General features: G+C 35.1%; 23 protein-coding genes and 1 pseudogene. 4 read left to right on the top strand and 20 right to left on the bottom strand.

The annotated features are described in order from the left end of the window. The 7 genes and pseudogenes from JRC48_RS04445 to JRC48_RS04470 form a co-directional block, all read right to left on the bottom strand. Positions 1 to 1,512: a DNA methylase gene (locus JRC48_RS04445; RefSeq protein ID WP_235070660.1), complete on the bottom strand. Its 1,512-nt coding sequence runs from the start codon at positions 1,510 to 1,512 to the stop codon at positions 1 to 3. Between the two features lie 278 nt (positions 1,513 to 1,790). Continuing rightward, a complete protein-coding gene (gene zupT / locus JRC48_RS04450; protein WP_235070661.1) occupies positions 1,791 to 2,582 on the bottom strand; it encodes a zinc transporter ZupT in 792 nt (263 codons plus the stop codon). Positions 2,583 to 3,222: 640 nt separating this feature from the next. Continuing rightward, positions 3,223 to 3,873 carry an epoxyqueuosine reductase QueH gene (locus JRC48_RS04455; RefSeq protein WP_235070662.1) on the bottom strand — a complete coding sequence of 217 codons (651 nt, stop codon included), beginning with the start codon at positions 3,871 to 3,873 and terminating at the stop codon, positions 3,223 to 3,225. A 526-nt stretch (positions 3,874 to 4,399) separates the two neighbouring features. Then, on the bottom strand, positions 4,400 to 4,477 hold the full coding sequence (locus JRC48_RS12760; protein WP_370630396.1) for a hypothetical protein: 78 nt from the start codon (positions 4,475 to 4,477) through the stop codon (positions 4,400 to 4,402). 225 nt (positions 4,478 to 4,702) lie between these two features. Then, the gene (locus JRC48_RS04460; protein WP_235070663.1) at positions 4,703 to 4,951 is read right to left on the bottom strand and encodes an AAA family ATPase; all 249 of its coding nucleotides are present in this window, start codon (positions 4,949 to 4,951) and stop codon (positions 4,703 to 4,705) included. Positions 4,952 to 5,067: 116 nt separating this feature from the next. Further along, positions 5,068 to 6,069, bottom strand: a pseudogene (locus JRC48_RS04465) (NADH:flavin oxidoreductase). Positions 6,070 to 6,436: 367 nt separating this feature from the next. Next, on the bottom strand, positions 6,437 to 7,723 hold the full coding sequence (locus JRC48_RS04470) for an IS256 family transposase (protein ID WP_235069580.1): 1,287 nt from the start codon (positions 7,721 to 7,723) through the stop codon (positions 6,437 to 6,439). Positions 7,724 to 8,907: 1,184 nt separating this feature from the next. Here JRC48_RS04470 and JRC48_RS04475 point away from each other — a divergent pair. After that, on the top strand, positions 8,908 to 9,501 hold the full coding sequence (locus JRC48_RS04475; protein ID WP_235070664.1) for a sugar O-acetyltransferase: 594 nt from the start codon (positions 8,908 to 8,910) through the stop codon (positions 9,499 to 9,501). A 468-nt stretch (positions 9,502 to 9,969) separates the two neighbouring features. Continuing rightward, positions 9,970 to 11,256, top strand: a complete 1,287-nt coding sequence (locus JRC48_RS04480; protein ID WP_235070665.1) for an ISL3 family transposase — start codon at positions 9,970 to 9,972, stop codon at positions 11,254 to 11,256. A 228-nt stretch (positions 11,257 to 11,484) separates the two neighbouring features. Here JRC48_RS04480 and efp read toward each other — a convergent pair whose 3' ends face one another. Then, complete coding sequence (efp, locus tag JRC48_RS04485) at positions 11,485 to 12,042, bottom strand: elongation factor P (protein ID WP_235070666.1); 558 nt, start codon at positions 12,040 to 12,042, stop codon at positions 11,485 to 11,487. Positions 12,043 to 12,308: 266 nt separating this feature from the next. Between efp and JRC48_RS04490 the strand changes: the two genes are divergently transcribed. Next, positions 12,309 to 12,701, top strand: a complete 393-nt coding sequence (locus JRC48_RS04490) for a rhodanese-like domain-containing protein (RefSeq protein ID WP_235070667.1) — start codon at positions 12,309 to 12,311, stop codon at positions 12,699 to 12,701. A gap of 93 nt (positions 12,702 to 12,794) precedes the next feature. On the opposite strand, the gene JRC48_RS04495 is transcribed toward JRC48_RS04490, so the two are convergent. Together JRC48_RS04495 and rpsU are read right to left on the bottom strand one after the other, a co-directional pair. Continuing rightward, positions 12,795 to 13,247 (bottom strand): GatB/YqeY domain-containing protein, encoded by a 453-nt coding sequence (locus JRC48_RS04495; protein WP_235070668.1) that lies wholly within the window; start codon positions 13,245 to 13,247, stop codon positions 12,795 to 12,797. A 19-nt stretch (positions 13,248 to 13,266) separates the two neighbouring features. Next, positions 13,267 to 13,455 carry a 30S ribosomal protein S21 gene (rpsU, locus tag JRC48_RS04500; RefSeq protein ID WP_161831894.1) on the bottom strand — a complete coding sequence of 63 codons (189 nt, stop codon included), beginning with the start codon at positions 13,453 to 13,455 and terminating at the stop codon, positions 13,267 to 13,269. Between the two features lie 160 nt (positions 13,456 to 13,615). On the opposite strand from rpsU, the gene JRC48_RS04505 reads away from it, so the two are divergent. Then, entirely contained in the window at positions 13,616 to 14,929 is a 1,314-nt protein-coding gene (locus tag JRC48_RS04505; protein ID WP_235070669.1) for a peptidoglycan bridge formation glycyltransferase FemA/FemB family protein, read from the top strand. A gap of 30 nt (positions 14,930 to 14,959) precedes the next feature. On the opposite strand, the gene JRC48_RS04510 is transcribed toward JRC48_RS04505, so the two are convergent. The 10 genes from JRC48_RS04510 to JRC48_RS04555 form a co-directional block, all read right to left on the bottom strand. Then, positions 14,960 to 16,402, bottom strand: a complete 1,443-nt coding sequence (locus tag JRC48_RS04510; protein ID WP_235070670.1) for a UDP-N-acetylmuramoyl-L-alanyl-D-glutamate--2,6-diaminopimelate ligase — start codon at positions 16,400 to 16,402, stop codon at positions 14,960 to 14,962. A 21-nt stretch (positions 16,403 to 16,423) separates the two neighbouring features. Next, positions 16,424 to 17,728: a tRNA (N(6)-L-threonylcarbamoyladenosine(37)-C(2))-methylthiotransferase MtaB gene (mtaB, locus tag JRC48_RS04515; RefSeq protein WP_235070671.1), complete on the bottom strand. Its 1,305-nt coding sequence runs from the start codon at positions 17,726 to 17,728 to the stop codon at positions 16,424 to 16,426. Positions 17,729 to 17,761: 33 nt separating this feature from the next. After that, the gene (locus JRC48_RS04520; protein WP_235070672.1) at positions 17,762 to 18,508 is read right to left on the bottom strand and encodes a 16S rRNA (uracil(1498)-N(3))-methyltransferase; all 747 of its coding nucleotides are present in this window, start codon (positions 18,506 to 18,508) and stop codon (positions 17,762 to 17,764) included. 34 nt (positions 18,509 to 18,542) lie between these two features. Continuing rightward, positions 18,543 to 19,487 (bottom strand): 50S ribosomal protein L11 methyltransferase, encoded by a 945-nt coding sequence (prmA, locus tag JRC48_RS04525; RefSeq protein WP_235070673.1) that lies wholly within the window; start codon positions 19,485 to 19,487, stop codon positions 18,543 to 18,545. A 260-nt stretch (positions 19,488 to 19,747) separates the two neighbouring features. Further along, positions 19,748 to 20,890, bottom strand: a complete 1,143-nt coding sequence (gene dnaJ, locus JRC48_RS04530) for a molecular chaperone DnaJ (protein WP_235070674.1) — start codon at positions 20,888 to 20,890, stop codon at positions 19,748 to 19,750. Between the two features lie 87 nt (positions 20,891 to 20,977). Continuing rightward, a complete protein-coding gene (gene dnaK / locus JRC48_RS04535; RefSeq protein WP_235070675.1) occupies positions 20,978 to 22,786 on the bottom strand; it encodes a molecular chaperone DnaK in 1,809 nt (602 codons plus the stop codon). 27 nt (positions 22,787 to 22,813) lie between these two features. Continuing rightward, positions 22,814 to 23,356 (bottom strand): nucleotide exchange factor GrpE, encoded by a 543-nt coding sequence (gene grpE / locus JRC48_RS04540; RefSeq protein WP_235070676.1) that lies wholly within the window; start codon positions 23,354 to 23,356, stop codon positions 22,814 to 22,816. Between the two features lie 12 nt (positions 23,357 to 23,368). Continuing rightward, positions 23,369 to 24,391: a heat-inducible transcriptional repressor HrcA gene (gene hrcA / locus JRC48_RS04545; protein ID WP_235070677.1), complete on the bottom strand. Its 1,023-nt coding sequence runs from the start codon at positions 24,389 to 24,391 to the stop codon at positions 23,369 to 23,371. A gap of 202 nt (positions 24,392 to 24,593) precedes the next feature. Beyond that, a complete protein-coding gene (gene trxA, locus JRC48_RS04550; protein ID WP_235070678.1) occupies positions 24,594 to 24,908 on the bottom strand; it encodes a thioredoxin in 315 nt (104 codons plus the stop codon). Between the two features lie 185 nt (positions 24,909 to 25,093). Then, positions 25,094 to 25,843 (bottom strand): amino acid ABC transporter ATP-binding protein, encoded by a 750-nt coding sequence (locus JRC48_RS04555; protein WP_304941331.1) that lies wholly within the window; start codon positions 25,841 to 25,843, stop codon positions 25,094 to 25,096. Positions 25,844 to 25,854: the final 11 nt, after the last annotated feature.

Here is a 25,854-nt window from a genome sequence, read left to right on the forward strand (position 1 = left end):
TTAAGCTTTATGACCCCCAATTTGATTATTTCTTTCTCTTGTCGTGGCTCCTTCTTCTAAATTCATTCCTTTTAAGATTGAATTTTTTCCAAACTTTTTTCGGATTTGAAGCAAGGCTTCTTGTTTTTGACGTTCTTTTTTTCGGGCAACCGTTTCTTGTTGTTTTTTCTTTTCAACGACCTTATAATCTGTAAACAAATCGAGTTGCTTGATCGTTGGTGTATTTTTAATCATCGTTTCTTCTTTTAACTGATGAAAGGCAATCGTTAAACGTCTCACTAAACGTTTAGGTTGAACAATGTCATCATATAACGCTGTGATTGCCTGCATCAGCGCGGTTGTTGAAGAGGTATGACTTTCAAGACGTTTCGATCCACGACTAGGCTTTGGAATGGTTCGACCATACGCATCCGTCGTGATGTCGTTGATGGCTTCTTTAGAGTGTTTAGAATTTACTAGACACGCTCGATCATAATCAATCGTTAAGACGATTTGACTCGTCACTAATTTTTTTTCAACGAGTTCAAGAACGAGTGAATCTGTCATTTCACGAACGACTAATCTCGCTTGATCTACCGAATAGCCGTATGGTAATACTTGTCCTGAACTCATGGAACTATTTTCAGGTTGATAAGCTTTAATAGCTTCCATCGTACAAGACTCATAGCCCCACGCGTGATCAATTACTAACTCAGCATTCACCCCAAATAACTGATACAATAAATGCTCTCCTGACTTTGATAAAGACATGCGAGCGACATCCCCCATCGTGTACATCCCATGTGCTTCCAGCTTTTTTGCATACCCTTTACCGATGCGCCAAAAGGAAGTGAGCGGTTGGTGATTCCAAAGCAGTCTTCGATACGTTTGCTCATTCAGCTCCGCAATTCGAACGCCAAACGAATCCGCCGGACATTTCTTTGCTACAATATCCATTGCGACCTTGGATAAATATAAATTTGTTCCAATTCCAGCTGTGGCGGTAATCCCTGTTGTTTTTAACACATCATGAATGAGGCGTGTCGCTAAATCATACGCCGTCATTCGATACATCTTCAAATAAGTCGTTGCATCAATAAATACTTCATCAATACTGTAAACATGAATATCTTCAGGTGCTATGTATTTTAAATACACCTCATAAATTCGAGCGCTGTACTCGATATAATGTGCCATTCTTGGCGTAGCAACGAGATAAGAAACCGCTAAGTTAGGATCATTCATCAACTCCGTATAATCAGAGGATGTTCCCGTCAATCGTTGATATTTCGTGTTGCGTTGACGATTAGCATTCACCTCTTTTATCTTTTGTTCCACCTCAAACAAACGAGGGCGACCAGAAATCCCAAACACCTTTAGGGAGGGAGAAACAGCTAGACAGATAGTCTTTTCTGTTCGCCCTTCGTCTGCTACCACAAGATTCGTCGTCATTGGATCTAACCCTCGCTCGTGGCACTCGACCGATGCATAAAAACTCTTTAAGTCGATGGCGATATAAATCCGATCATCCATACCAGTTCCTCCCTTCTTTATTTCTTATTATAACCAAAAGCGAACAAATGTTCAATGTTTTGTTCAATTCCAATAAAAAAAAGACGAATGATGTATGAACATGATTCGTCTTTTCATTTGCTTATACTTATTAAAAAATCTGAAGCTTGATCATTAATTGTTTGTGATGCCTCACTGTTTCGATGAATACATTCTTTTAATGAATAACAAGTTTTTGATTAACATCTTTCTAATCAGATGATTACTTATCGAAGATGAACTTTACCTTCAGATGACAGTTAAATAAAGGCTAATAAACTGATCGCCATCATAATCATTCCACCAATCAACCCATAAATGGAAAGATGATGCTCACCATATTCTCTTGCCGCAGGCAGCAATTCATCAAATGAAATGAATACCATAATTCCAGCAACACTAGCAAAAATAATGCCAAACACCACCTCACTCATAATGGGCATCAGAATTAACCATCCCACTAATGCACCGACTGGTTCAGATAGTCCTGATAAAAACGAGTACTTAAATGCCTTAGTTTTTGACCCCGTAGCTTGATAAATAGGAACCGAGACCGCAATACCTTCTGGAATATTATGAAGGGCAATGGCAACGACAATTGGAATCGCAATACTTGTGTCATCTAAAGCAGAAACAAACGTTGCTAAACCTTCTGGAAAGTTATGAATTGAGATCGCCACTGCTGTAAAAATGCCCATACGCATTAATTTTGTGTTTTTATCAGCTACACTACCTTCTAATACTTTAGGTTCGTGCGGATTTTTTTCAGAGGGCACTAATTTATCAATGATGGCAATTAAAAGCATTCCTCCAAAAAAAGCAATCACCGTTACCCAGCTACCTAATCGTTCTCCTAACTCTGCTACTAACGAGTTTTGAGCTTTAACAAAAATTTCGATCATCGATACATAAATCATCACACCCGCAGAAAATCCTAAGCTGATTGAAAGAAACTTTCGATTAGTATGTTTAGTAAAAAAAGCAATACAGCTCCCGATACCGGTACATAATCCCGCAATGAGCGTTAATAAAAAAGCATAAAAAATATCCAAAATGATATCCCCCTTTTTAGATTAAATAAAAGTCATCATAAATTAACTTTAAATCCATACTAACATCTTATGTTTTTTTTATGAACCTTTATACATTTATTTTTTCTATCCCTAATTATATAAAATCAACTCACTTCTGATATTCGCTCAATGATTAAGCAATCAGATGATTTCACTGAATAACTAAGACATGATTAATTGGTTTCATTTCATATTAGAAGTTGTTATAACGTTAGAAATTCAATGTCGTTAACCCACTCACAAGAAGATGATATTTTCTTTGAAATGAGTGGTGTGACTTAGATAAAAAAGTATTTTGATTATGTTTTTTGTACCGTGGAATCCAGATTTTTAGATAGTATGAAATTGAAATTTATGTTAAATTATAATTATCATTAGTTTTTAGGGGGAATATCGGTGGATGTAGGCTATCTTTGGTTAATCGGCCTTCTTGTATTACTAGTAGCTGTCGTATTGATGCGAGCAAAAGCATGGAACGATTTTTTTCATTCATCAAATAAAGATCGAAAAAAATAAAGCTCGAGCTTCTGTTAATATAAAAAGTGGACATGGCTGACATGTCCACTTTTTTGATAGTTATATTCAATAGATTTTATATTCCTTTGAGAGAATTTTTAACTTACTCTCCCGAACTTAATTGTTCACGTTTTCTAGCTTCTCGTTCTTGTTGTTCTTTAATTGAGAAGGCACATCCGCAATAATGTTGACGATAAAGATCATATTGTTTCGATAACTCAATCGAACGTTTATACCCATTATTCTTTTTAAAGTCTGAATTTAAAAACTTCACCCCATATTTTAGTCCCGCTGCTTCTCCTAACTCATTTAACTTGGCTGCATTTTTCATCGGACTAATCGTTAAACTGGTTGTAAAGTATTCAAACCCATGTGCTGCTGCATACTCAGCGGCTTTTTCTAAGCGAAGGTCAAAACATCTCACGCAGCGTTCACTACCTTCTCCTAAACGCTCACAGCCTTTAACCGCTTCATAAAACAACTCACTTTGATGCTCAGGACCAATGACTTGATAATTTAATCCCATCTCCTCAACCATACGGATTTGTTCATCTAATCGACGAAGATACTCCTTCTTAGGGTGAATATTTGGATTAAAGAAATAAACCTCCATTTCAAAATAAGTCGATAAATACTCAATGACAAATGAACTACACGGTGCACAGCAACTATGTAATAACAGCTTCGGGCGTTTCTCTTCGCTTGTCATTCTTTCAATTTCATCTAACATTAATTTATGATAATTAATTTTCATACTAAACTCCTTTTATAACTAGTAAAAATTTAATCTTATCTCCTATTCATTATACAACAAACGACAACAATCTAGTAGCGGGATGTCTTGCTGATTTATTATTTGCCGATATAAATAAAAAACTAAGCAACCAAATCTCCAATTGACGTAAGGTAAGAAAATGAGAGAAATGTTGCTTAGTAATTATCAATAAACAAATATTTTTTAGAAAAGAGAAATGCTACGTTACGCTATTTATCTTTTCTTGGTGCTGTCATTAGTTATTAATTTTCAAAAAATGAATTTTTTTCTGAGAACTTGAATAATTTGAGAGAGTTATTCCCATAACATTGATGTACTACTCCCCCTAGTATTTATGTATAACTCTCTTTGAAATCTTTTTAATTTTTCTCTCTCCTTATAATCAAGTCCTAATGATCGCACTCCCCCTGTGATCATTAGGGCTTTTTTCATTTCAAAAACGATTGCATAAAAGGTGTCATCTTCATTCATGGTAATTTTAGTTAACAAAAAATCATTTCTCGATCTAAAGTCCGATTAGTTCAATCAATTTTTGATCCGTAATATTTTGAGTCATCGAAAGTCTATTAGCTTGATTCATCATCGCCTTTTCAAAGAAATTCCTTACCTCTCGCCCATTCGCAAAATTGATATTTCGCGCTAAACAACGTTTTTAAAAATAGTCTCTAACGTAAGTCGTACAATCCTCACTCACGCTATATCCCGCATGACGACACATTCCTTCAAAGATAGAAACTAATTCCTCTGAAGTATAATCTGAAAAATTAATATGTTTATTAAATCGTGAACGTAATCCTGGATTTGAATTTTAAAATTCATCCATCGGTTCAGGATATCCTGCTACAATAAAAATGAAATCATCTCGGTGATCTTCCATCGCTTTTAAAAGCGTGTCAACCGCTTCAAATCCAAAATCATTATCCGATTTATTGACCGTTAGTGAGTAGGCCTCATCAATAAAAAGAATACCACCTAATGATTTCTCAACAACTTCTGTCACTTTAAGAGCTGTCTGTCCGATGTAACCTGCTACCAATCCTGAACGATCGACTTCCACTCCAAACTATCATTTGATTTTTGGCTATTAAACAAAAAAGATCTATAATTCCCTATAATAAAAGGCGAACGATAACTCAGTATCGTTCGCCTTTTTGCTATTTCTAGTGCTCTTTTTTACAGTGAGTTTAATGCATCTTTAGCCCAATTAGAGTCCTTTAAAATGGCTCGCCCGACTCCAATTAAGTCTGCTTTATTTTCTTCAATCAGCTTCTCAGCGACATGAATATCTTTAATTCCACCCGTTAAAATGACAGGAATAGAAATATTTTGCTTGATAGCCTCTGTTATCTCACTAAAATATCCTTGTTCTTCATTCGTTGGATTTCGATACCCACATAATCCACCCGATATATCTAGTAAATCGATGCCTGCTTTTTCAAACTCAATAGCGGCTAATACGCTATCTTTCACAGTTGATCCCCCTTCTGTATAATCACAAGCACCGAGTCTTAACCCTATTAAATAGTCCTCTCCAACCGCTTGACGGACTTCTTTGATGATGTCTAGATGTAATTGTATTCTTCCTAATAACGTATTTCCACTATATCAATCCGTTCTTTGATTAGTGAGTGGAGAGTAAAATTGATTTAGTAGATAGCCATGAGCCGAGTGAATTTCAACGCCATCAAATCCCGCTTCTTTCGCACGAATAGCAGCATGAGTAAAGTCATTAATTAATTTTTTAATATCCTCCTCATTCATTTCTTTAGGAAGTTCGGATTCACTCGCTAAACGGCTAGGATTTTTGACATGACTAGCACTTAGAGCTTCATGACCCGTGACGCTATATTTCGCACAACTACCAGCATGATTCAGTTGTGCCATGACTTTAGTTCCGTTTTGATGAATGGTTGAAACTAATTTTTTTAATCCTTCAATATCGCTATCTTTTGCAATAGAGACTTGCCCCATGCTAGCTTTTCCTTCAGGGCTGATGTAACTATGCTCCGTAATAATAAGACCTATATAATTTCCAGCTGATTTTTCATTGTAATAATCACAAAGTTCTTGATTGACTTCGCCATCCACTGATTTTGACGTAGCCATGGGTGGCATAACAAGTCTAGAAGACAATTCAATATTTTTTAGTTTAAACTTTTCGTTGATTAACGCCATTCTCTCATCTCCCCCTAAATGAATAAAAATTATTTATCATTAAAAATCGTATCGTTTGGTTTTCCCTATTTTCCTTTTAAATCAATCACTTTTTCTCTTCCTCCCTCTTCTTATCATAAATCATCATATTAGCAAACTCAAGACATCATACATTTTTCTCAGAATCCTATTTACTTCTTTTTCTGTTGTGAGTTATAAAGAATGATCATAAGCCAACATAGTCATAAGGTTGCCTGATTAATAAAAAGCAATCATTTTTAGTTAACTTGAATAAATTTAAATATTTATTCCCATAACATGAATGTACTACTCCCCCTAGTACTTATATAACTCTCTTTAAAAGACCTTGTCAAGTTAAGTGTGTAAACTAATTTTTTAAAATTATATAAAGGGTGTTAAACGATCGGGATATAAGATTAATAATTGATTTAATATTTGACTCCAGTTTGAAAGTTGACGTTGCCATTTCTTCGTGACTTTCATTCCCTAGCAGTGGAGGATTGTTCACTTCGTTCTCTGCCAGGGGACCCATGGTTTGAAGATAGATTAATTTCATCACAGAAATTTCATTTGGGAAAGCTCCTTTACCTTTTAGAACTTTTCTTAATTGACTATTGTAGCTTTCAATAGAGTTTGTGGTGTAGATCATTTTTCGTATTTCTTGAGGGAAATGAAACAGTTGATAAATCTCTTCGATGTTATTTTCCCACACTCTAACGGCTAAAGGCACCTTAGGATTCCATTTATCCTTAAAGGTCTCAAAGGCTTGTTCTGCAGCTTGCCGATTGATGGCTTGATAGATTTGTTTTAAATCATAACAGAATGATTTTCTATCTTGATAGGAAACGAATTGGGTTGATTGTCGGATTAAATGAACTAAGCAACGTTGAACGAGCGCATGAGGAAAAACAGCTTGAATGGCTTGTTTAAAACCACTTAAACCATCGACACAAGCGATACAAATATCTTGCACACCACGAGCCTTTAATTCATCTAATAAACTCATCCAATAAGAGGCACTTTCTGATTCTCCGATCGAGAGACTTAAAACGTCTTTACGACCATCTAAAGAGACGCCTATGATACAATAAACAGCTTTAGTTGAGGCTCCTACTCCGTCCTTTACTTTGACATGAAGAGCATCTAAATAAATGATCGGATAGACAGCTTCTAAGGGACGTTTTTGCCAATCTTGAATTAACGGAATGATTTTATCCGTAACATTGGAAATCGTTTCATGTGACGCTTCAAAGCCATAAATCTCTTCTAAAGCTTTAGAAATATCGCGTGTTGATAAGCCTTTCGCATAAAGCGCTAAAATTTTATCCTCAATTCCAATAACATTCGTTTGACGCTTAGGAATGATTTGAGGCTCAAATGAACCTTCTCGATCTCGTGGAGCTTGGATGGTTGTTTCTCCGAGTCGAGTCTGAACGGTTTTAGGTTTCCGTCCATTTCTTGTATTTGAAGTGGCTTTGTTTCGAAAATCGTAACGGCTGTATCCAAGATGTTGGTCTAATTCAGCCTCTAATGCTTTTTCGATAAAACTTCCAAACATGTCTAATAGAGCAGCTTCGATATCCCCTGCTGATTTAATTTCGTATTCATCTTGAATAAGATTAAATAATTGATTCATTGCAGCTTTTCTTGTCATAACAATAAACTCCTTCGAAAATAGTTAACTTATTATGGTAACAGTTCTAAGAGTTTACACACTTTATTTTACAACCTCCTTTAAAATCTTTTTTACTTTCTTCTCTCCTTATAATTATATAATTTTTTAAAAAAGTCCTACTGGTTGCTATCCCCCATACAATCACTAGGACTTTTTTTATTCAAATCTTGTAATTAGATAATATAAACTAACGATAGACTCAATAAAAATTTGAGTTAATTTTTAATCAGTTGAATAAAATCAGAAATTCATTCCATAACATAGATGTAATTCCCCTAGTATTTATGAAATACTCTCTCCGAAATCTTTTCTTACTTTTTCTCTCCTTATAATTATATACTTTTAATGAAGCTCTAATGGTTGTATCCCCCATACAACGCTTATGGCTTTTTTTTATTTCTAAAGAAACTCCACTAAGATAAGGATTTTTTAATCGGAAAAAGCGAATGATGTGTAAACACCATTCGCCTATCCGTTGCTGTTATTAGACAGGATGAAGTTAGATCACAACTGGTAGCGGGATGCTTTTGTTAATTCTAAATTATTTTTTAACATCTAACTTCTTGCCTAATACCTTTATTCATTTTTATCTATTTATTTTATTCACGATACTTAAAATCATGATAAAAAACGATACTGATCAGCAGTAAACCGACAAAAATTCTAAATATGTTAATGGAGTTATTCCAAGTTGTCGGTAAAACTTCTTTCAATTGAATCGTCATAGCTACAAATGAATTCAAAGCTATCAATTGATATAAATTATTTCTCTGTTTATATCCCTTAATCAAAAACATAATAAAAGCAACTAGAAAAAATAGTACCAAAAAAATATTCAAACTCATTCTCCCCCTTTTTTCAATTTCATGCGATCCACTACAAACTTAATTATATTATATGAAACATCGTTACTATCTTCCGATGTGTCTTTTAATTCTTTTTTGGTGAACATGTTTTTATTAAGACGAGTTTTATTCTTAGCCTTCACATCTCCTATTTATAACCTAAATATTTAGATAAGTGTCTAATTTTTAAATTAACTAAAAAAGAGAGCGGTAGCCTTAAAATTATAAAAGAAAAATTGTATTATCATGCCAATTAAGAATAATATTAGATCTAAATATTCAGAATAATTATAAATATAAATTTTATAAGGAGAATATATGAACATATTAGAATTAATGCAACAAAATATCAGATATAACGTAAATCATATGGATATGCCAACAGAATTACAAAATAAAGCCAAAACTCTTTGTTGGGAGTACAACCAAACGAGACCTGATGCTTCATCAGAACGTAGCATAATATTGAAAGAATTACTTGGAACTTATCATCCATTAGTATTTATTGAACCTTCGTTTAAATGTGATTATGGTTTTAACATCCATATGAAGGGCTTAACCATCATCAATTATAACTGCGTTATTTTAGATACTTCCCCCGTTCATATTGGGGAAAATGTTTTTATTGCACCAGGAGTATGTATTGCTTGTGCTGGGCATCCGATAATCTCTGAACAACGTAAAGAAGGGATATTAACTTCTAAGCCAATTACGATAGGAGATAATGTATGGATTGGGGCAAATTCCACTATTTGTGATGGGGTAACTCTAGGAGATGGATGTGTAATAGGTGCAGGTAGTGTCGTAACAAGAGATATTCCATCTAATACTATTGCAGTAGGAAATCCTTGTCGTGTGTTACGACCTATAACAGACAAGGATCAAGTGACATTAACAAAACTTGAAAAATAATAGACTTTAGAAAGTTTTAGTGAACCATTTGAATAGATTGCGAAGCAGGATACTAGAATTGGTATCCTGTTTTTATTTAGTTGCTAGTTTACCTAATGAAATATCATTATCATTCTCACGCTTAATACTTTTTTTCACGTATTTTAAATTCATACTAATAGCCTACATCTGATTTGAATTTACCAAATCCGTTTTCCTCTGCAATGATCAGACTTCTTTCCGCTTCACTGTTCCAATGACTTTAGAGTTAATGAAGCGATGATTTGCCCAGTAACATAACTAATCACTGATACAATTAGAAAGTCTGATCATAAATTCAACTAGCTTTCCTATCATCAAAAAATGGTTCTATAATATTTGGTGTTGCTGATGAAGCAACACCTTTTTTCATGGCATAAAAAAAGAGACATCCCGTCTCCGTCCTGTTACAATGTTATCGGCTAAAACAATATTGAAAGGATGGATTGGATGTCTCACTCATATTTTACTAGAAAACTCTTAAATATTAAAGACAAACAGATCACATTTGAGGAAGATTATTTGGAAGAAGTTAAAATTGAGGGTGTCACTCGCTTTGTTTTTAAAGGCATTTTATCTTATCAACCGACTCATTGTGAGCGGTGCGGAACTCTCTTTGATTCTAAATTTAAAAAGCATGGGTTCAAAACGTCTCGAATTGTCATTCCTAAAGTTTCACTCCATGATACTTATTTAGATTTAAAGAAACAACGTTACTACTGTGGGCATTGTCAGTCGACGTTCACTCTAAAAACATCGATTGTTGAAAAGAACTGCTTCATTTCTTACAACACCAAACATGCCATTGCGTTAGAAGCACAAAATAAAATCTCGGAGTCTGATATCGCTTGTCGTCATCAAGTGTCTCATTCCACTGTCAATCGGATCATTCATAGCTTCTATGAATCTCAATCATTAAATTTTAATTCCCTTCCTGAAAATCTTTGTTTTGATGAATTTAAATCGGTTAAATCTGCCCAGGGGCATATGTCCTTCATTTTTTGTGACGCTGATACGAAACAAATCATCGATATCATTGAAGATCGTCGGCTAAGCTCCCTTCAAACGTATTTTAAACGCTATACCCAAGAAGCACGTTCTCGCGTTAAACATATTGTCATTGATATGTATGCCCCTTATATCAGTTTAATTAAGGAGCTGTTTCCTCATGCCAAAATTGTGATTGATAAATTCCATCTTGTTCAACATCTCTCTCGTGCACTGAACAAAACTCGAATTCGATTCATGAAAAAATTTAAAAAACACAGTCGTAAATTCAAACGTTACTGGCGCTTATTCTTAAAGTCCCACACGTTAATTAATACCACCACTTATCGCTCCGTTTACTGTTTCAAACAACCGATGCGAGAAATTGATATCCTAAACTTTTTACTTGATTTATCTCCTGAGTTAAAAGCCACCTACAATCTCTATCAAGACTTACTTTTCACCCTCCAAACCAAAAACTTAGAGCGATTCAATCACTTACTTCAAGCCAAACACCCTCTGATTTCTCCTGAATTCCAAACTGCTTTTCAAACGTTTAAAACGTATCAATCCTATATCCAAAACACACTGACCACTTCGTACACCAATGGTCCCATTGAAGGCATTAACAATAAAATTAAAGTCATTAAACGAATCGCTTTTGGCTATCGTAGTTTCTACCATTTTAAATCAAGAATTCTTATCACTCAAAACCTAACTAAACCCAAAGTAAAAATCCTAGCAGCTTAGCCACTAGGATTTGGATTTAAGTCACTCATTGTAATAGGTTAAAAATTCATCAGCAACACTATTTGACAAAGAGCCCAAAATTGGATGGCAAACGGATGGTAAATGCTTAAATTCAACAAAAAAGCACTTCAGTAGCTTTCACTACCAAAGTGCCTTCAATGTTGTAGTTTCAATAGTTTTAGTCCCTTATCACCGTTACCAGTTCGTGTGACAGAGAGCTAAACTTAATTATCCGCGAGATACGTAACGTCCATCATTTGTGTTGATGATTAATTTATCTCCAACTTCAACGAATAATGGAACTTGTAAAGAGTATCCAGTTGATACTGTTGCACTCTTAGTTGCATTTGATGCTGTGTTTCCTTTAACTCCTGGTTCACATTCAACAACTTCTAATGTTACTTTTTCAGGAACTTCAACTCCTAAAATTTCGCTGTTGAATGTGTTGATTTTAACTTCCATACCTTCTACTAAGAAGTTTTTCTCATATTCTAATTGAGCAACTGGAATTTCTAATTGTTCGTATGTTTCATTGTTCATGAATACATATTCTTCACCCATTGAGTATAAGAATTGCATTGTTGATTTTTCGATGTGAGCACGTTTAACTTTTTCACCTGCGTTGAATGTGTTATCGATGACAGCACCTGTACGTAAGTTACGTAATTTAGAACGTACAAAGGCTTGTCCTTTACCTGGTTTTACGTGTTGGAATTCGATTACTTGGAATAAGTTCCCATCATAGTCGATCGTCATTCCTGTTTTAAAATCATTTGTAGAAATCATAAAAATCCTCCTTGAACACTATACAAACTACTCATTAATAGTATGATAATCATTTCCGTATTTAATTATAACGATTAATAATAAAATTGTCCATGCTAAGCCGCCTTTTTTCCACGATAACCTCCGTTTTTTTAGCCAAATCCACTATATTTAAAGAAGCTTTAACATTTGTTTTAATTTCTCTCATGCTCTAACGATAAAAGTGCTTTATTTTTAACTAAAAATTCTGTAAAATATAATATAGTAAGAAGAAGGAGGTTCTAACAATGAATTGGAGTTTATTTATCATCGCCATCATTATTGGGATTATTTTAGGGCTATTTATTATGATGCGTCGCGAATCAAAAAAAGCTGTTGTAAATTTATCTGAAAAAGAATTTATTGAAAATATGCGCAAAGGACAATTAGTAGACCTCCGCAAAAAAGAAGAATTTGAAGAAGGACATATTAATGGTGCGCGTAACATTCCATTTGTGATGTTAACTCGTAATCCAGGACGATTACGTAAAGACTTACCTATTTACTTATATTGTGAAAAAGGAAAAGTTAGTAAACGTGCGGCTTTAGTTCTTTATGGAAAAGGATACGAACAAATTTATCAACTTGATGGTGGGTTAGTTAACTGGAACGGTCCATTAAAAAAAACAGTTAAGAAATAGATAAAAAGATTATTAAATCTAATAGATTTAATAATCTTTTTATTTTTATGATTAAGTTGCACAAAATAAAAAAAACACACATAAATGTGTGTTTTATTGTTGGTTTAAGTAAGCTTTTACTAATGTACTCACTAGAGCACCATCTGCACGTCCTTTTGTTTTAGGAACAATAGCACCCATCAACTTACCCATATGAGATGGATTTACTGCGTTAATCATTTTAGCTGTTTCAGATATAAGTTGTTTAATCTCTTCCTCAGTAAGCTGTGCTGGTAAATAAGCATTTAAGTACACTAATTCTTGCTCGATTTTTTCTGCTAAATCTTCACGATCAGCATCTCTAAATTCTTTTAAAGAATCTCGACGTTGTTTAACTTCACGTGACAGAACAGTTAATTCCTGCTCCTCATTTAACTCTGCTACACCTAAATGAATAGATTCATTTTGTAATGATGCTTTTAACATACGAATGACAGATAAGCGTTCTTTTTCTTTCGCTTTCATTGCCTCTTTCATATCAGCATTTAATTGATCGAGTAATGCCACTGAAATCACCTATTTAAAATTAGTATTTGTTACGTTTATTAGCTGTTTTACGAGCTGCTTCAGATTTTTGTTTACGTTTGATACTCGGTTTAACGTAATATTCACGTTTACGAGCTTCAGTAAGGGTACCTACTTTAGATACTTCTCTCTTAAAACGACGTAATGCATCATCTAATGATTCGTTTTTTCGAACTACAGTTTTAGCCACCACTAACCCTCCTTCCGCTTCGCTACGATTAACAGTAATATTATACAACAAATCTAGCGTGATGTAAATAAAACAAAATAAATTCATTAAAATGATTTTATGTTATAATAATAACCGATAATAATAATTGTGCTAAACATTAACTTAAAGGTGGAGTTTTATGAAATTTGTGACGAATTTATCGGCAGAACGTTTTAATGAATTTGCTGCCAATCATAAAAAAAATCATTTTTTACAAAGTTACGAATGGGGTGTATTCAAATCTAAATCCCCTGATTGGTCATTCGATGCTGTTGGATTAGAAGATCAAGATGGAAACTTAGTCGCTGGTGCGCTTGTCCTTATTCGTTTTCTTCCTATTATTAAACGCCCATTTCTTTATATTCCTCGTGGTTATATTATTGATTTTGAAGATAAAAAGCTACTTGAAACTTTTACAAAAGCGATGCATCAATATGCTAAATCTAAAAAAGTAATCTTTATTAAATTAGACCCAGACATTAAATACGTGGACCGTAACGTGGATGGTGAAAAAATTGAGGGGGCTTTAGAAAATAACGAATTAATTCAAACGCTGAATGAGTTAGGCTATCGCCACTTAGGATTCACCCAAGACTTTGATTCTAGTATTCAACCACGTTATACGTTCCGTTTAGACTTAACGCCTTCAGAAAAAGAATTATTACAAGGTTGTCAATCAAAAACACGCTATAATATTAAGGTTGCTCAGAAAAAAGGAATTGAAATCATTGAAGGAACGAAAGAAGACTTAAAAACCTTTGAAGCGATTATGCGTGTCACAGGTGAACGTGATGGGTTCTTAACACGTCCTCTTTCATACTTTGAAGATATGTACGACACATTATCCCCAAGTGGAATGTGTAAACTCTATCTAGCCAAATTAAATACTAAACAAGCGTTAACCAATATTGAGCAAGAACTCACACAAACTCAATCCTCAATCGAAAATTTACAAACTCAACTTCAAAACCAAGAATTAAACGAGAAAAAACGTCAAAAACTTCAAAATAAACTCGATCCTGAAATGAATAAGCTGAATAATCTAACTTCACAAAAGGCTGAACTTGAAACATTATATCAAAAACACCCAGATGGTATTACGATGTCAGGAATTATCGCGACCTATTTTGGAAATAAATCTTGGTATTTATACGGAGCGAGTGACAATGTCTATCGTGAATTTATGCCAAACTATTATATTCAATGGCAAGCCTTCACTGAAGCTAAAGCAGCAGGTTATGAAATTTATGACTTCTTTGGAATCAGTGGAAAAACGGATGAATCAGATCCTCTTTACGGATTATATCGCTTTAAAAAAGGATTCGGTGGAGAGTTTACTGAATTTATTGGAGAATTTGATTATGTCATTGATCCAGTTGGTTATTTTGCATGGACGAAACTACTTCCTCAATTTAAAAAGTTTAAGAAAAAATTACGCCAAAAAAGAAAATAAAAAGTGTTCCTCGATTGAGGAACACTTTTTTTATCCAATTTGAAGTTTTTTACGTAAAATTTCTTTTGCTACCTCACGATCATCTAATTCAATATTTCCACTTTTCCAATATTGAACTTTTTCATGACCACGACCCGCAATTAAAACAATATCATTTTTTTGTGCTTTATTAATCGCAGCTTCAATGGCTTTAATACGATCGACGATCACTTCATAATGACTTTCTGACATGCCTTGTGTCATCTCATTTAAGATATCTTCAGGATCTTCAGAATGTGGATCATCCGTTGTGAAAATAACATCATCTGCATAATCAACTGATAATTTTGCAATCACTGGACGCTTCGTACGATCACGATCGCCTGGACATCCAATCACAACTTTAACAGAATTTTGTTTAATATCGTTCACAAACTCTAACACTTTCTCTACTCCATCTGGGGTATGAGCATAGTCTACAATAACCGTGAAATCCTGTCCTTCGTTAATAATTTCCATACGACCATCAACTGGTGATAATTTAGCCATTAAATCAACGATTTGTTCCATTGGCATTCCCGCTGCATAAGCCGAAGCCATTGCTCCTAATGCATTGTGAACGTTAAACGTTCCAAGTAATGGCGTTTTTACTTCGTACTCTCCGACCGGTGATTTTAACGTAAACGTTGTTCCTGATGTTGTCATTGTCACGTCCATCGCTTTAAAATCAGCCTCTGCTTCAATGGCATAGGTATAAACGGGTGAATGGTTTGCCTTCACTCGTTCAACTAATCGCACGCCATACTCATCGTCTACATTGACAATCGCATAGCCATCTGATGTCAGCATCGTAAATAATTTATATTTTGCTTCAAAATATTCATCCATCGTTGGATGGAAATCTAAATGCTCTGGTGTTAAGTTGGTAAATAAAGCGACTTTAAAACGACAATAGTCCACGCGATGTAATTCAAGTGCATGCGATGACACCTCAATAGCGACGTTCTTAACACCCGCTTCTACCATATTATGAAACGTTTGTTGTAAACTTAACGGTTCAGGTGTTGTATTTTTAGGTTCGATGAACACGTCGTTATAACGAATTCCATTCGTTCCAATGTACCCAACATGTCCTTCAAACCCGCCTAGTAAATGTTCAAGAATATAAGCTGTTGTTGTTTTTCCATTCGTTCCTGTTAACCCAAATAACTGCAGTTGTTCAGTTGGTTTATTAAAGATTAAATGTGCTAAGCGTGGTAACTCAACTTTAGTATCTTCCACAATAATTTGTGGAATTTCAATTCCTTCGATCAGGTGCTCACAAACAATAGCTACCGCACCGGCTTCTTGTGCTTGCTTGGCAAAGGCATGACCATCAACCGTGTACCCTTTAATACAAACAAATAAATCTCCAGGTTGAACGCGACGGTTGTCTGTCGCGATTCCTGTGACTTCTAAATCAAACTCTACATCAAATAACAATTTAATATTCATGCCATCGCCTCTCATCTACCATTATTTCGTTATTTCCCCTTGACAGATCGGATAGTCTGCTTTGACCACTTTAACCGGCACTACCTCTCCAATTAAATCAGGTGTTCCTTTAAATTCAACTTTGACATAGTTACTAGCATGTCCAACTAAATAGCCTTCCTTCGTATGTGAAACTTCTTCAGGAATGACTTGTAACACGCGTCCTTCACATGAACTTGCATATTCTTTCGCAAGTTGTTCGCTCACGGCTAACAATTGATTCACACGCATTGATTTCACTAATTCAGGAACTTGGTTTTCCATACGAGCAGCTGGTGTCCCATTTCGAACCGAATAAGGGAAGACGTGTAATTCAGAGAATCCAATTCGTTTAATTGTTTCTAAAGTTTCATTAAATAACGCTTCTGTTTCACCTGGGAATCCAACAATAACGTCTGTTGTAATCGCTAAATTATCAAATAACTCACGTAACTCGTTTACTTTTTGTTCAAACTCAGCCACTGTATATGGACGTTTCATTCCTTTTAAAATGGCGTCTGATCCTGCCTGAATTGGCATATGTAAATGATTTACAATTTTATCTGACTTTTTCATCGCCTCAATGACATCGTCTGTCATTTCTGATGCTTCAATGGATGAAATACGAATACGTTTTAACCCTTCGATTTCAACTAAGTCTTGTAATAATTTTCCGAAGCTATAATCCTCTAAATCTTCACCATAAGCTGCAGTATGAATTCCTGTTAATACAACTTCACAATGACCATTTGCAACAAGTTGTTTAACTTGTTCAATCACTACTTCAGGTTTTTGTGAACGAACCGTTCCACGAGCCCATGGGATAATACAGTACGTACAGAAATTATTACATCCATCTTGAATTTTTAATGTTGCACGTGTACGATCTGAAAATTGTGTCACGTTAAGTGTTTCGAATCCGTCCACTTTGAAAACATTTTGAATTTGTGAAATAGGTTGACGTTCTTCACGATATTTTTGAACTAATGCTGGAATTTGATCACGTCCATGTGTTCCAATGACGATATCAACACCTTCAATATCCATAATTTCCTTTGGTTTCGTTTGAGCATAGCATCCCATGACACACATAACAGCTTCTGGGTTACGGCGAATCGCACGACGAATGATTTGGCGACTCTTCTTATCGCCTGTATTCGTAACGGTACATGTGTTAATAATGTAAACATCTGCTACGTCTTTAAAATCTACTTTCTCATAACCTTCATTTTTAAATAATTCCCATACGGCTTCTGTTTCATAATGATTTACTTTACACCCTAGGGTATGAAATGCAACAGTCGGCATTAATATCAATCCTTTCCATACTCTTGTTGTCTTTTATAATTCTAATGCGTAAGAAATGGCACTTAAAATATAAATCGGAGCTGTTTCTGTTCGTAAGATGCGAGGCCCTAGTGCACATGGTTTAAATCCCGCTTGTAATAAAAGTGCTTCTTCATGATCGCTAATCCCACCTTCTGGACCAACGATAACCAATAACTTTTGTTTCTCTTTCATCTCATTTAATGTTTGTTTTAATTGAGCTAATTGTCCTTGTTTGGCCGTTTCTTCATAAGCAAATAGACAAACATCATATTGTTTAGCTTGTTCTAACATCTGCTTAAACGATTGAACATCTGTAACCGTTGGTACCCATTGACGATGTGACTGTTCAGCTGCTTCTTTAGCAATTTTATTCCAGCGCTCAACTTTTTTCATCGCTTTTTTAGCGTCCAATTTAACTACTGATCGTTCCATATTTAATGGAATAAATTGATGCGCCCCACATTCAGTCGCCTTTTGAATGACCCATTCAAACTTATCCCCTTTAGGAAGTCCTTGTGCGATCGTCACCTCAATTGGCAGCTCCGTTTGCGCTTCGATGATAGAGTCTAGTGTAACCTCAACTTCTTGTCCATCAAGTTGCTTAATCGTCGCATAATGACAAACTTTATCCTCATCACAGACAATAATTTGATCCCCACTTTCCATACGCATCACACGCGAAATATGATGGGCATCATCTCCCGTAATAACAGCAGATGTCTCTTGAAATTGAGTATTGTTTAAAAAATAACGCTGCATTTAATTGCCTCCAATGATTCATTCTTCATAAAAATTAGTGGCGACCATTATAGTTAGCTACAATAGCAACCCATCCATTTTTTTCTTTTACTTCAACAACTGTGAAATGATGTGTGTTTAGTGCCGTTAAAACAGCTTCTTTTTCATGATCAACAATCCCTGAACAAATAAATGTTTTTCCAACTGGTAACACTTGCTCCACATCATCTAACATATTAATAATGATCGGAGCTAAAATATTAGCTACCATTAAGGTTGGTGATTCATTTAATGCCTCTACACCATCAATTAAGTTATTTTTTTCAACTAAAATATTCTCACAGTGATTCATTTCGATGTTTTCTTTCGCACGAATCACAGCCATCGCATCTAAATCAACGGCATAAACCGATTTAGCTCCTAATTTTGAAGCAGCAATCGCTAAAATTCCTGAACCAGTCCCAACATCGACAACGACTTCATCCGAAGTGACGTATTCTTCAATCAACTCTAAACAAAGTTGAGTCGTTTCATGCGTCCCAGAACCAAACGCCATTCCTGGATCTAGTAAAATTTCAACCACCGAAGGATCAGTTGTCGGTTCTAACCAGCAAGGTTTAATGACTAATTTATCTGTAATTTCAATTGGGGTATAATGTTTTTTCCAACTATTCGCCCAATCTTCTTCATCTAGCATTGTCACTTCAAGTTTATTATGGTCATAATGATCAAGCTTTAAATTTAATAATTGTGTTCGAACAAATTCTAGTTGATTTTCAATGTCTGACGTGACAGCCAAGTATCCCTTAATAATGACACCTTCAGCCGGATAATCATCTGGATTCAAACGATAAATCTCACCAAAATGATCGTCATGTGCTTCAGTTAATGTATTTGAGTCCTCAACAAGTACGCCCTTTGAACCAGCTTCAATAAAAATATTACTAACTAAATCAAATGCCTCATGAGTTGTATGAAAACTTAGTTCTAACCAGTTCATATGGTCACCTCATTTAAATTTATAATTTTATCAAATTCGCCTAGCCTAACGCGACATAAACCTCATCTTCACTTCTATGATGAAACGAATACAGACTTATATAAACAAGGCTCGACTTGATACCTACTTTTTCTCATTTTTTAATTATAACATAAAATAGCCTAAACATAAAATTATGTCTGTTTGTTTAATTTGGTAAATCCCAACAAACTCGTTTAGAAATTAAAAAGGTTATGAGCAAAACTCATAACCTTTATTCTTTATTTAAAAGCTTTTTTTAATTTATCCCAAATTGAACCTGATTTATCTTCTAATTCATCAAATTCGTTTAATAATTCTCGTTGACGATGGTTAAGTTTTTTAGGTACGACTAATTTTACTTTGACGTATAAGTCACCCGTCATCTCGCGATTAATATACTTAACCCCTTTATTGCGAACTCTAAACTCTGTTCCTGGTTGCGTTCCTTCTGGAATCTTTAACGCTACTTTTCCATTTAATGTTGGAACTTCAACTTCTGCTCCTAATGCTGCTTGAGAGAATGAAATTGGAATTTCACAACGTAGATCGTATCCATCACGAACAAAGAAATCATGTGGTAACACACGGAACGCCACATATAAGTCACCGCTTGGTCCACCATTTCGTCCCGCTTCACCTTGTCCGCTTAAGCGGATTTGTTGTCCATCATCAATTCCTGCAGGAACTTTAACTTCGATTGTTTTTGTTTTATGAACAGTTCCACGTCCAACACATGCATCACATTTATGTTTAATACGTTTTCCTGCTCCATGACAGTCAGGACAAACCGTTTGTGTTTGAACGCGTCCTAAAATAGTATTTTGAACTTCAGTGACACGACCGCTTCCGCTACAACGTGAACATGTTTCCACGTCATCTTTAGAGCGTGCCCCACTTCCACCACATTTTGTACATTCTTCTTCACGATTAACTGAAATTTCTTTTGTTGTTCCAAATGCAGCTTCTTCAAATGAAATCGTAATGGTTTGTTGTAAATCATTTCCACGTTGAGGAGCATTTGGATTACGACGACTAGCGCCTCCACCAAAGCCACCGAATCCCCCACCAAACATGCTTTCAAAAATGTCACCGATGTCTTCAAAACCTCCGGCTCCACCGAAGCCACCAAAGCCACCGAATCCACCTTGTCCACCAAAGCCTTCTGCTCCTGCATGTCCAAACTGATCATATGCAGCACGTTTTTGTTCATCGCTTAACACATCATAAGCTTCTTGAACTTCTTTGAATTTTTCTTCTGCATTTTCTTCTGTTGAAACATCGGGATGGTATTGTTTTGCCAATTTACGATATGCACGTTTGATTTCAATATCACTTGCCGTTTTTGAAACGCCAAGGACTTCATAGTAATCACGTTTTGCCATGCGTTTTTACCCTCCTTTTTTCTACTTTCCTACTATATCATAAAAAAAAGTCAAAGTCATAGTAGACTTTGACTTTTTACTTGTCTATTAAACTTCTTTGTATTCAGCGTCTACTACTGAATCATCACCTGATTGAACGTCACCTTGTGCGGCTTGTCCAGCTTCAGCTGCTTTTGAATAAACTTTTACAGCTAACTCTTGAGCAACTTTTTCAAGTTCTTCTTTTTTCGCTTTAATCTCTTCAACGTTTCCTTCGCTTAATGCTTTTTCTAATGCTTCAACACCAGCTTCTACATTTGCTTTTTCTTCTTCAGTTACTTCATCACCTAATTCAGTTACTGATTTTTTAGCTGCAAAGATTAATTGCTCTGCTTCATTGCGAAGTTCTGCTTGTTCTTTACGTTTAGCATCTGCATCTGCATTTTCTTCTGCTTCACGTACCATGCGATCGATTTCTTCGTCAGTTAATCCTGATCCTGAAGTGATAGTGATACGTTGCTCTTTTTGTGTTCCTAAATCTTTTGCTTTTACATTTACGATACCATTTGCATCGATGTCAAATGTTACTTCGATTTGAGGAATTCCACGTGGTGCTGGTGGGATATCTCCTAATTGGAAGCGTCCTAATGTTTTGTTGTCACTAGCCATTGGACGTTCACCTTGTAATACGTGAATGTCTACTGCTGGTTGGTTGTCAGCTGCTGTTGAGAAGACTTGTGATTTTGAAGTTGGGATTGTTGTATTACGAGGGATTAAAACTGTCATTACTTGTCCCATTGTTTCAATACCTAATGATAATGGAGTGACGTCTAATAATAAGATATCTTTAACGTCTCCTTGTAAAACTCCACCTTGAATTGCAGCACCCATTGCTACAACTTCGTCTGGGTTAACACCTTTGTTAGGTTCTTTTCCTAATTCGTTTTTAATTGCATTTTGAACAGCTGGGATACGAGTTGATCCACCTACTAATAAAACTTGATCTAAGTCATTAGCTGTCATTTTAGCATCTTTTAATGCTTGACGAACTGGTCCCATTGTACGTTCTACTAATGTTGCTGTCATTGCATCAAATTGTGCACGTGATAATGTTTTTTCTAAGTGTAATGGTCCTGTTGCATTCATTGAGATGAATGGTAATGAAATTTGAACTGAAGTTACACCTGATAAGTCTTTTTTCGCTTTTTCAGCTGCATCTTTTAAACGTTGCATTGCCATTTTATCTGCTGATAAATCAACACCCGTTTCTGCTTTGAATTCTTTTACTAACCAATCAATGATCACTTGGTCGAAGTCATCTCCACCTAAACGGTTATCTCCGGCAGTTGCTAATACTTCGAATGTTCCATCTGCTAAGTCTAAGATTGAAACGTCGAATGTTCCTCCACCTAAATCGTATACTAAGATGATTTGTTCTTTATCTGTTTTATCTAATCCGTATGCTAATGCTGCTGCAGTTGGTTCGTTGATGATACGTTTAACATCTAATCCTGCGATTTTCCCTGCATCTTTCGTTGCTTGACGCTCAGCATCGTTAAAGTAAGCTGGTACAGTGATAACTGCTTCAGTTACTGGTTCACCTAAGTAAGCTTCAGCTGTTGCTTTTAAGTTTTGTAAAATGATCGCTGAGATTTCTTGTGGTGTATATTCTTTTCCTTCAATAGTCACTTTATGGTTTGTTCCCATATGACGTTTGATAGACATGATTGTGTTAGGGTTTGTGATTGCTTGACGTTTAGCTACGTCACCTACTTGACGCTCGTCACCTTTAAATGAAACAACAGATGGTGTTGTACGTAACCCTTCTGGATTAGCAATAACTTTTGCTTCTCCACCTTCCATAACAGAAACACATGAGTTTGTTGTTCCTAAGTCGATACCAATAATTTTACCCATAGAGATTCATCCTCCTTGATCTATTTTTTATTCGCTAACTTTAACCATTGATGGTCGAATGACACGATCTTTTAGCTTATATCCTTTTTGTAATTCTTGTAAAACCATACCTGATTCTACACCTTCTACAGCTTCTTGCATTACCGCTTGATGAACAGTTGGGTCAAAGGCTACACCCTCTGCTTCAATCGCTTCAACTCCTTCTTGTTTTAGAGCTTCCACTAATTGAGTATGGATCATTTTAAATCCTGTTAAGAATGTTTTTGTATTCTCATCCTCAACTGTTGATGATAACGCGCGTTCGAAGTTATCAATAGCTGGAATAATATTTGTAGCTAATGATTGAGAACGATATTTCGTTTCACGAGCACGTTCTTCGTTCATACGGCGTTTGAAGTTTTCAAGTTCAGCCGCATTACGTAACAATTGATCTTTTAAGTCTTCAATTTGTTGTTTTAAGCTTTCTGTTTCATCAATCGTTTCACACTCATCTTCTTGGCAGCACGTTGATTCTAAAGCTTCTGTTTGTTCCTCATTTAATTCCTCAACTGATTGGGCATCTTTATTCAATCGTCCCACCTCCTATTTATATAAATCAGACATGATACGAGCAACATGTTCAAGAAGAGGGATAATTTTACGATATTCCATTCGAGTTGGACCTAATACCGCAATCTTTCCATATTCTTGATCACTAATTTGATAAGGAACCGTAATTAATGTACAATTCTCCATCGCTTTAATTTCGTTCTCTTGTCCAATTTTAACTGTTAATTGATGGCCACCTTCATCGGCCTCTATTACTTTAACAATTTCATCTGCTTCTATCATATTAAATAAACGATAAGCTTTTTCTAAATCGTTAAATTCAGGTTGTTTTAAAATATTTGACTTCCCACTCAAAATATAATTTTGTTGATTTAATGATTGGGATAAAAGTTGTAGCATCGCGTACATAATCTCTTCTTTATAGGAGATAAAATCATGTAGTTGATTTTCAAAACTCTCTGTCAACTTTTCTTGAACATGACCAATATACTCTCCTACTAATAACTCATCGAGTGCCTTAATAATGCTTTCCATTCTAGTGATGTCAATATTAGTTGGAAGGGTGATTGTTCGGCTTTCAACATGCCCTTGATCAGTAATCAAGACAAATACCGCTTGACGATCTGAAATCGGAACAAATTGAATTTTTTTAACTCGACTATAATCACGTGATGGACCGAGTAAGATCGATGTATAATTGGTTAAACTAGACAAAAGCTTAACAGCTTCTTTAATTGTCGTCTCACGTTCAAACTGTTTCTTTTCTAACAATTGTTTAAATATCCCTACTTCTGGTGTTGTCTCAATCGGTTCTTGATTTACAATAAAATCTACATAGTATCGATATCCCTTTTGACTCGGAACACGTCCACTTGATGTATGAGTTTTTTCAATAAAACCTAAATCCTCAAGATCAGCCATATCATTACGAATGGTTGCCGCTGAAAAATTCAAATCTTCTTTTTTAGAGAGGATTCGAGAGCCAACAGGTTGTGCAGTTTGTATGAACTCTTCTACAATTGCCTTTAAAACTAATATTTGACGTTCTGTTAGCAATGTAAACACCTCTTTTAGCACTCGTTCATCTTAAGTGCTAATATCATTATATATAAATCAATTAGCACTGTCAACACCATAGTGCTAATTTTTTAGTTTTTTATGGATTTCATTTCGTTTTAACACTCCAAATTTATTTTTAACAATTAACAGTTATGAAAAAAGAGGGTCATACATAGTATGCCCTCTTTTTTATGTTTCATTATTTATTTGATTGAATTAATGATAATAATGATGCTTTAGGTTGGAATCCAACTGTTTGTTGAACCGCTTGTCCGTCTTTGAATAAAATTAATGTTGGGATTGACATTACTTTATACTCAGCAGCTACTGATTGGCAATTATCAACGTTAACTTTTACGATTTTCACTGTTCCTTCTAATTCTGTAGCTAACTCATCTAAAACTGGAGCGATCATTTTACATGGTCCACACCAATCTGCATAGAAATCAACTAAAACTAATCCGCTGCTGATTTCTTGAGCAAATGTTTCTTCTGTTGCATAAATAACTGACATATTTATTCCTCCTTACCTACCGATTTATATAAAATTAGTATACCATATTGGCATGAAATTACAAATAGTTTGCACTTTCTTTCATAGTATCTCACACTTATATTTTTACATTCACAATTACTTATACTAAAAAAAGACAAAGATTACGATCAGTAGATAGTTTAAAACCGTTAGAAAACTAACGGTTACAAGCTATTTGATAAATAACGATGTAAAAAGGCTTTTGTTCGCTCTTGCTTTGGATGAATAAAAATTTCTTCAGGTGTTCCTTCTTCTGCAATCACCCCTTGATCCATAAACACCACTCGATCACTGACTTCTTTAGCAAATCCCATTTCATGGGTCACGATAATCATCGTTAATCCTTCATCTGCTAACTGCTTCATGACATCTAAAATGCCACCGACCATTTCTGGATCGAGTGCACTTGTTGGCTCATCAAAAAGTAAAACTTCAGGATCCATACATAACGCTCTTGCAATGCCTACACGTTGTTTTTGGCCACCCGATAATTGAGTGCTACTGCAATCTGCAAATCGTTCCATTCCTACTTTTTTTAAGTAAAACATTGCCTTTTCTTTTGCTTCTTCTTTGCTACGCTTTAAAATTTTAATTTGCCCCATCATGCAATTTTCTAAAACTGTTTTATGATGAAATAAATTAAAATTTTGAAAAACCATTCCTACTTTTGTACGATGATGATTAATATTAATACTTCCTGTTAGGATATCTTTTCCTTGATAAAAGATTTGTCCACTATCTGGGTTTTCTAATAAATTAATACAACGTAATAAGGTTGATTTTCCACTTCCACTTGAACCGATGATGGTAATAACTTCTCCCTTATTGACCTGAAATTCAATATTTTTTAAAACTTCTAAATTCCCAAAATATTTTTTTAATCCATGAATGTTAATGATTTGACTTGCTTCCACTTTAATCCCTC

It is taken from the genome of Turicibacter sp. TJ11 (genome assembly GCF_021497505.1).
Taxonomy (GTDB): Bacteria; Bacillota_I; Bacilli_A; order MOL361; family Turicibacteraceae; genus Turicibacter.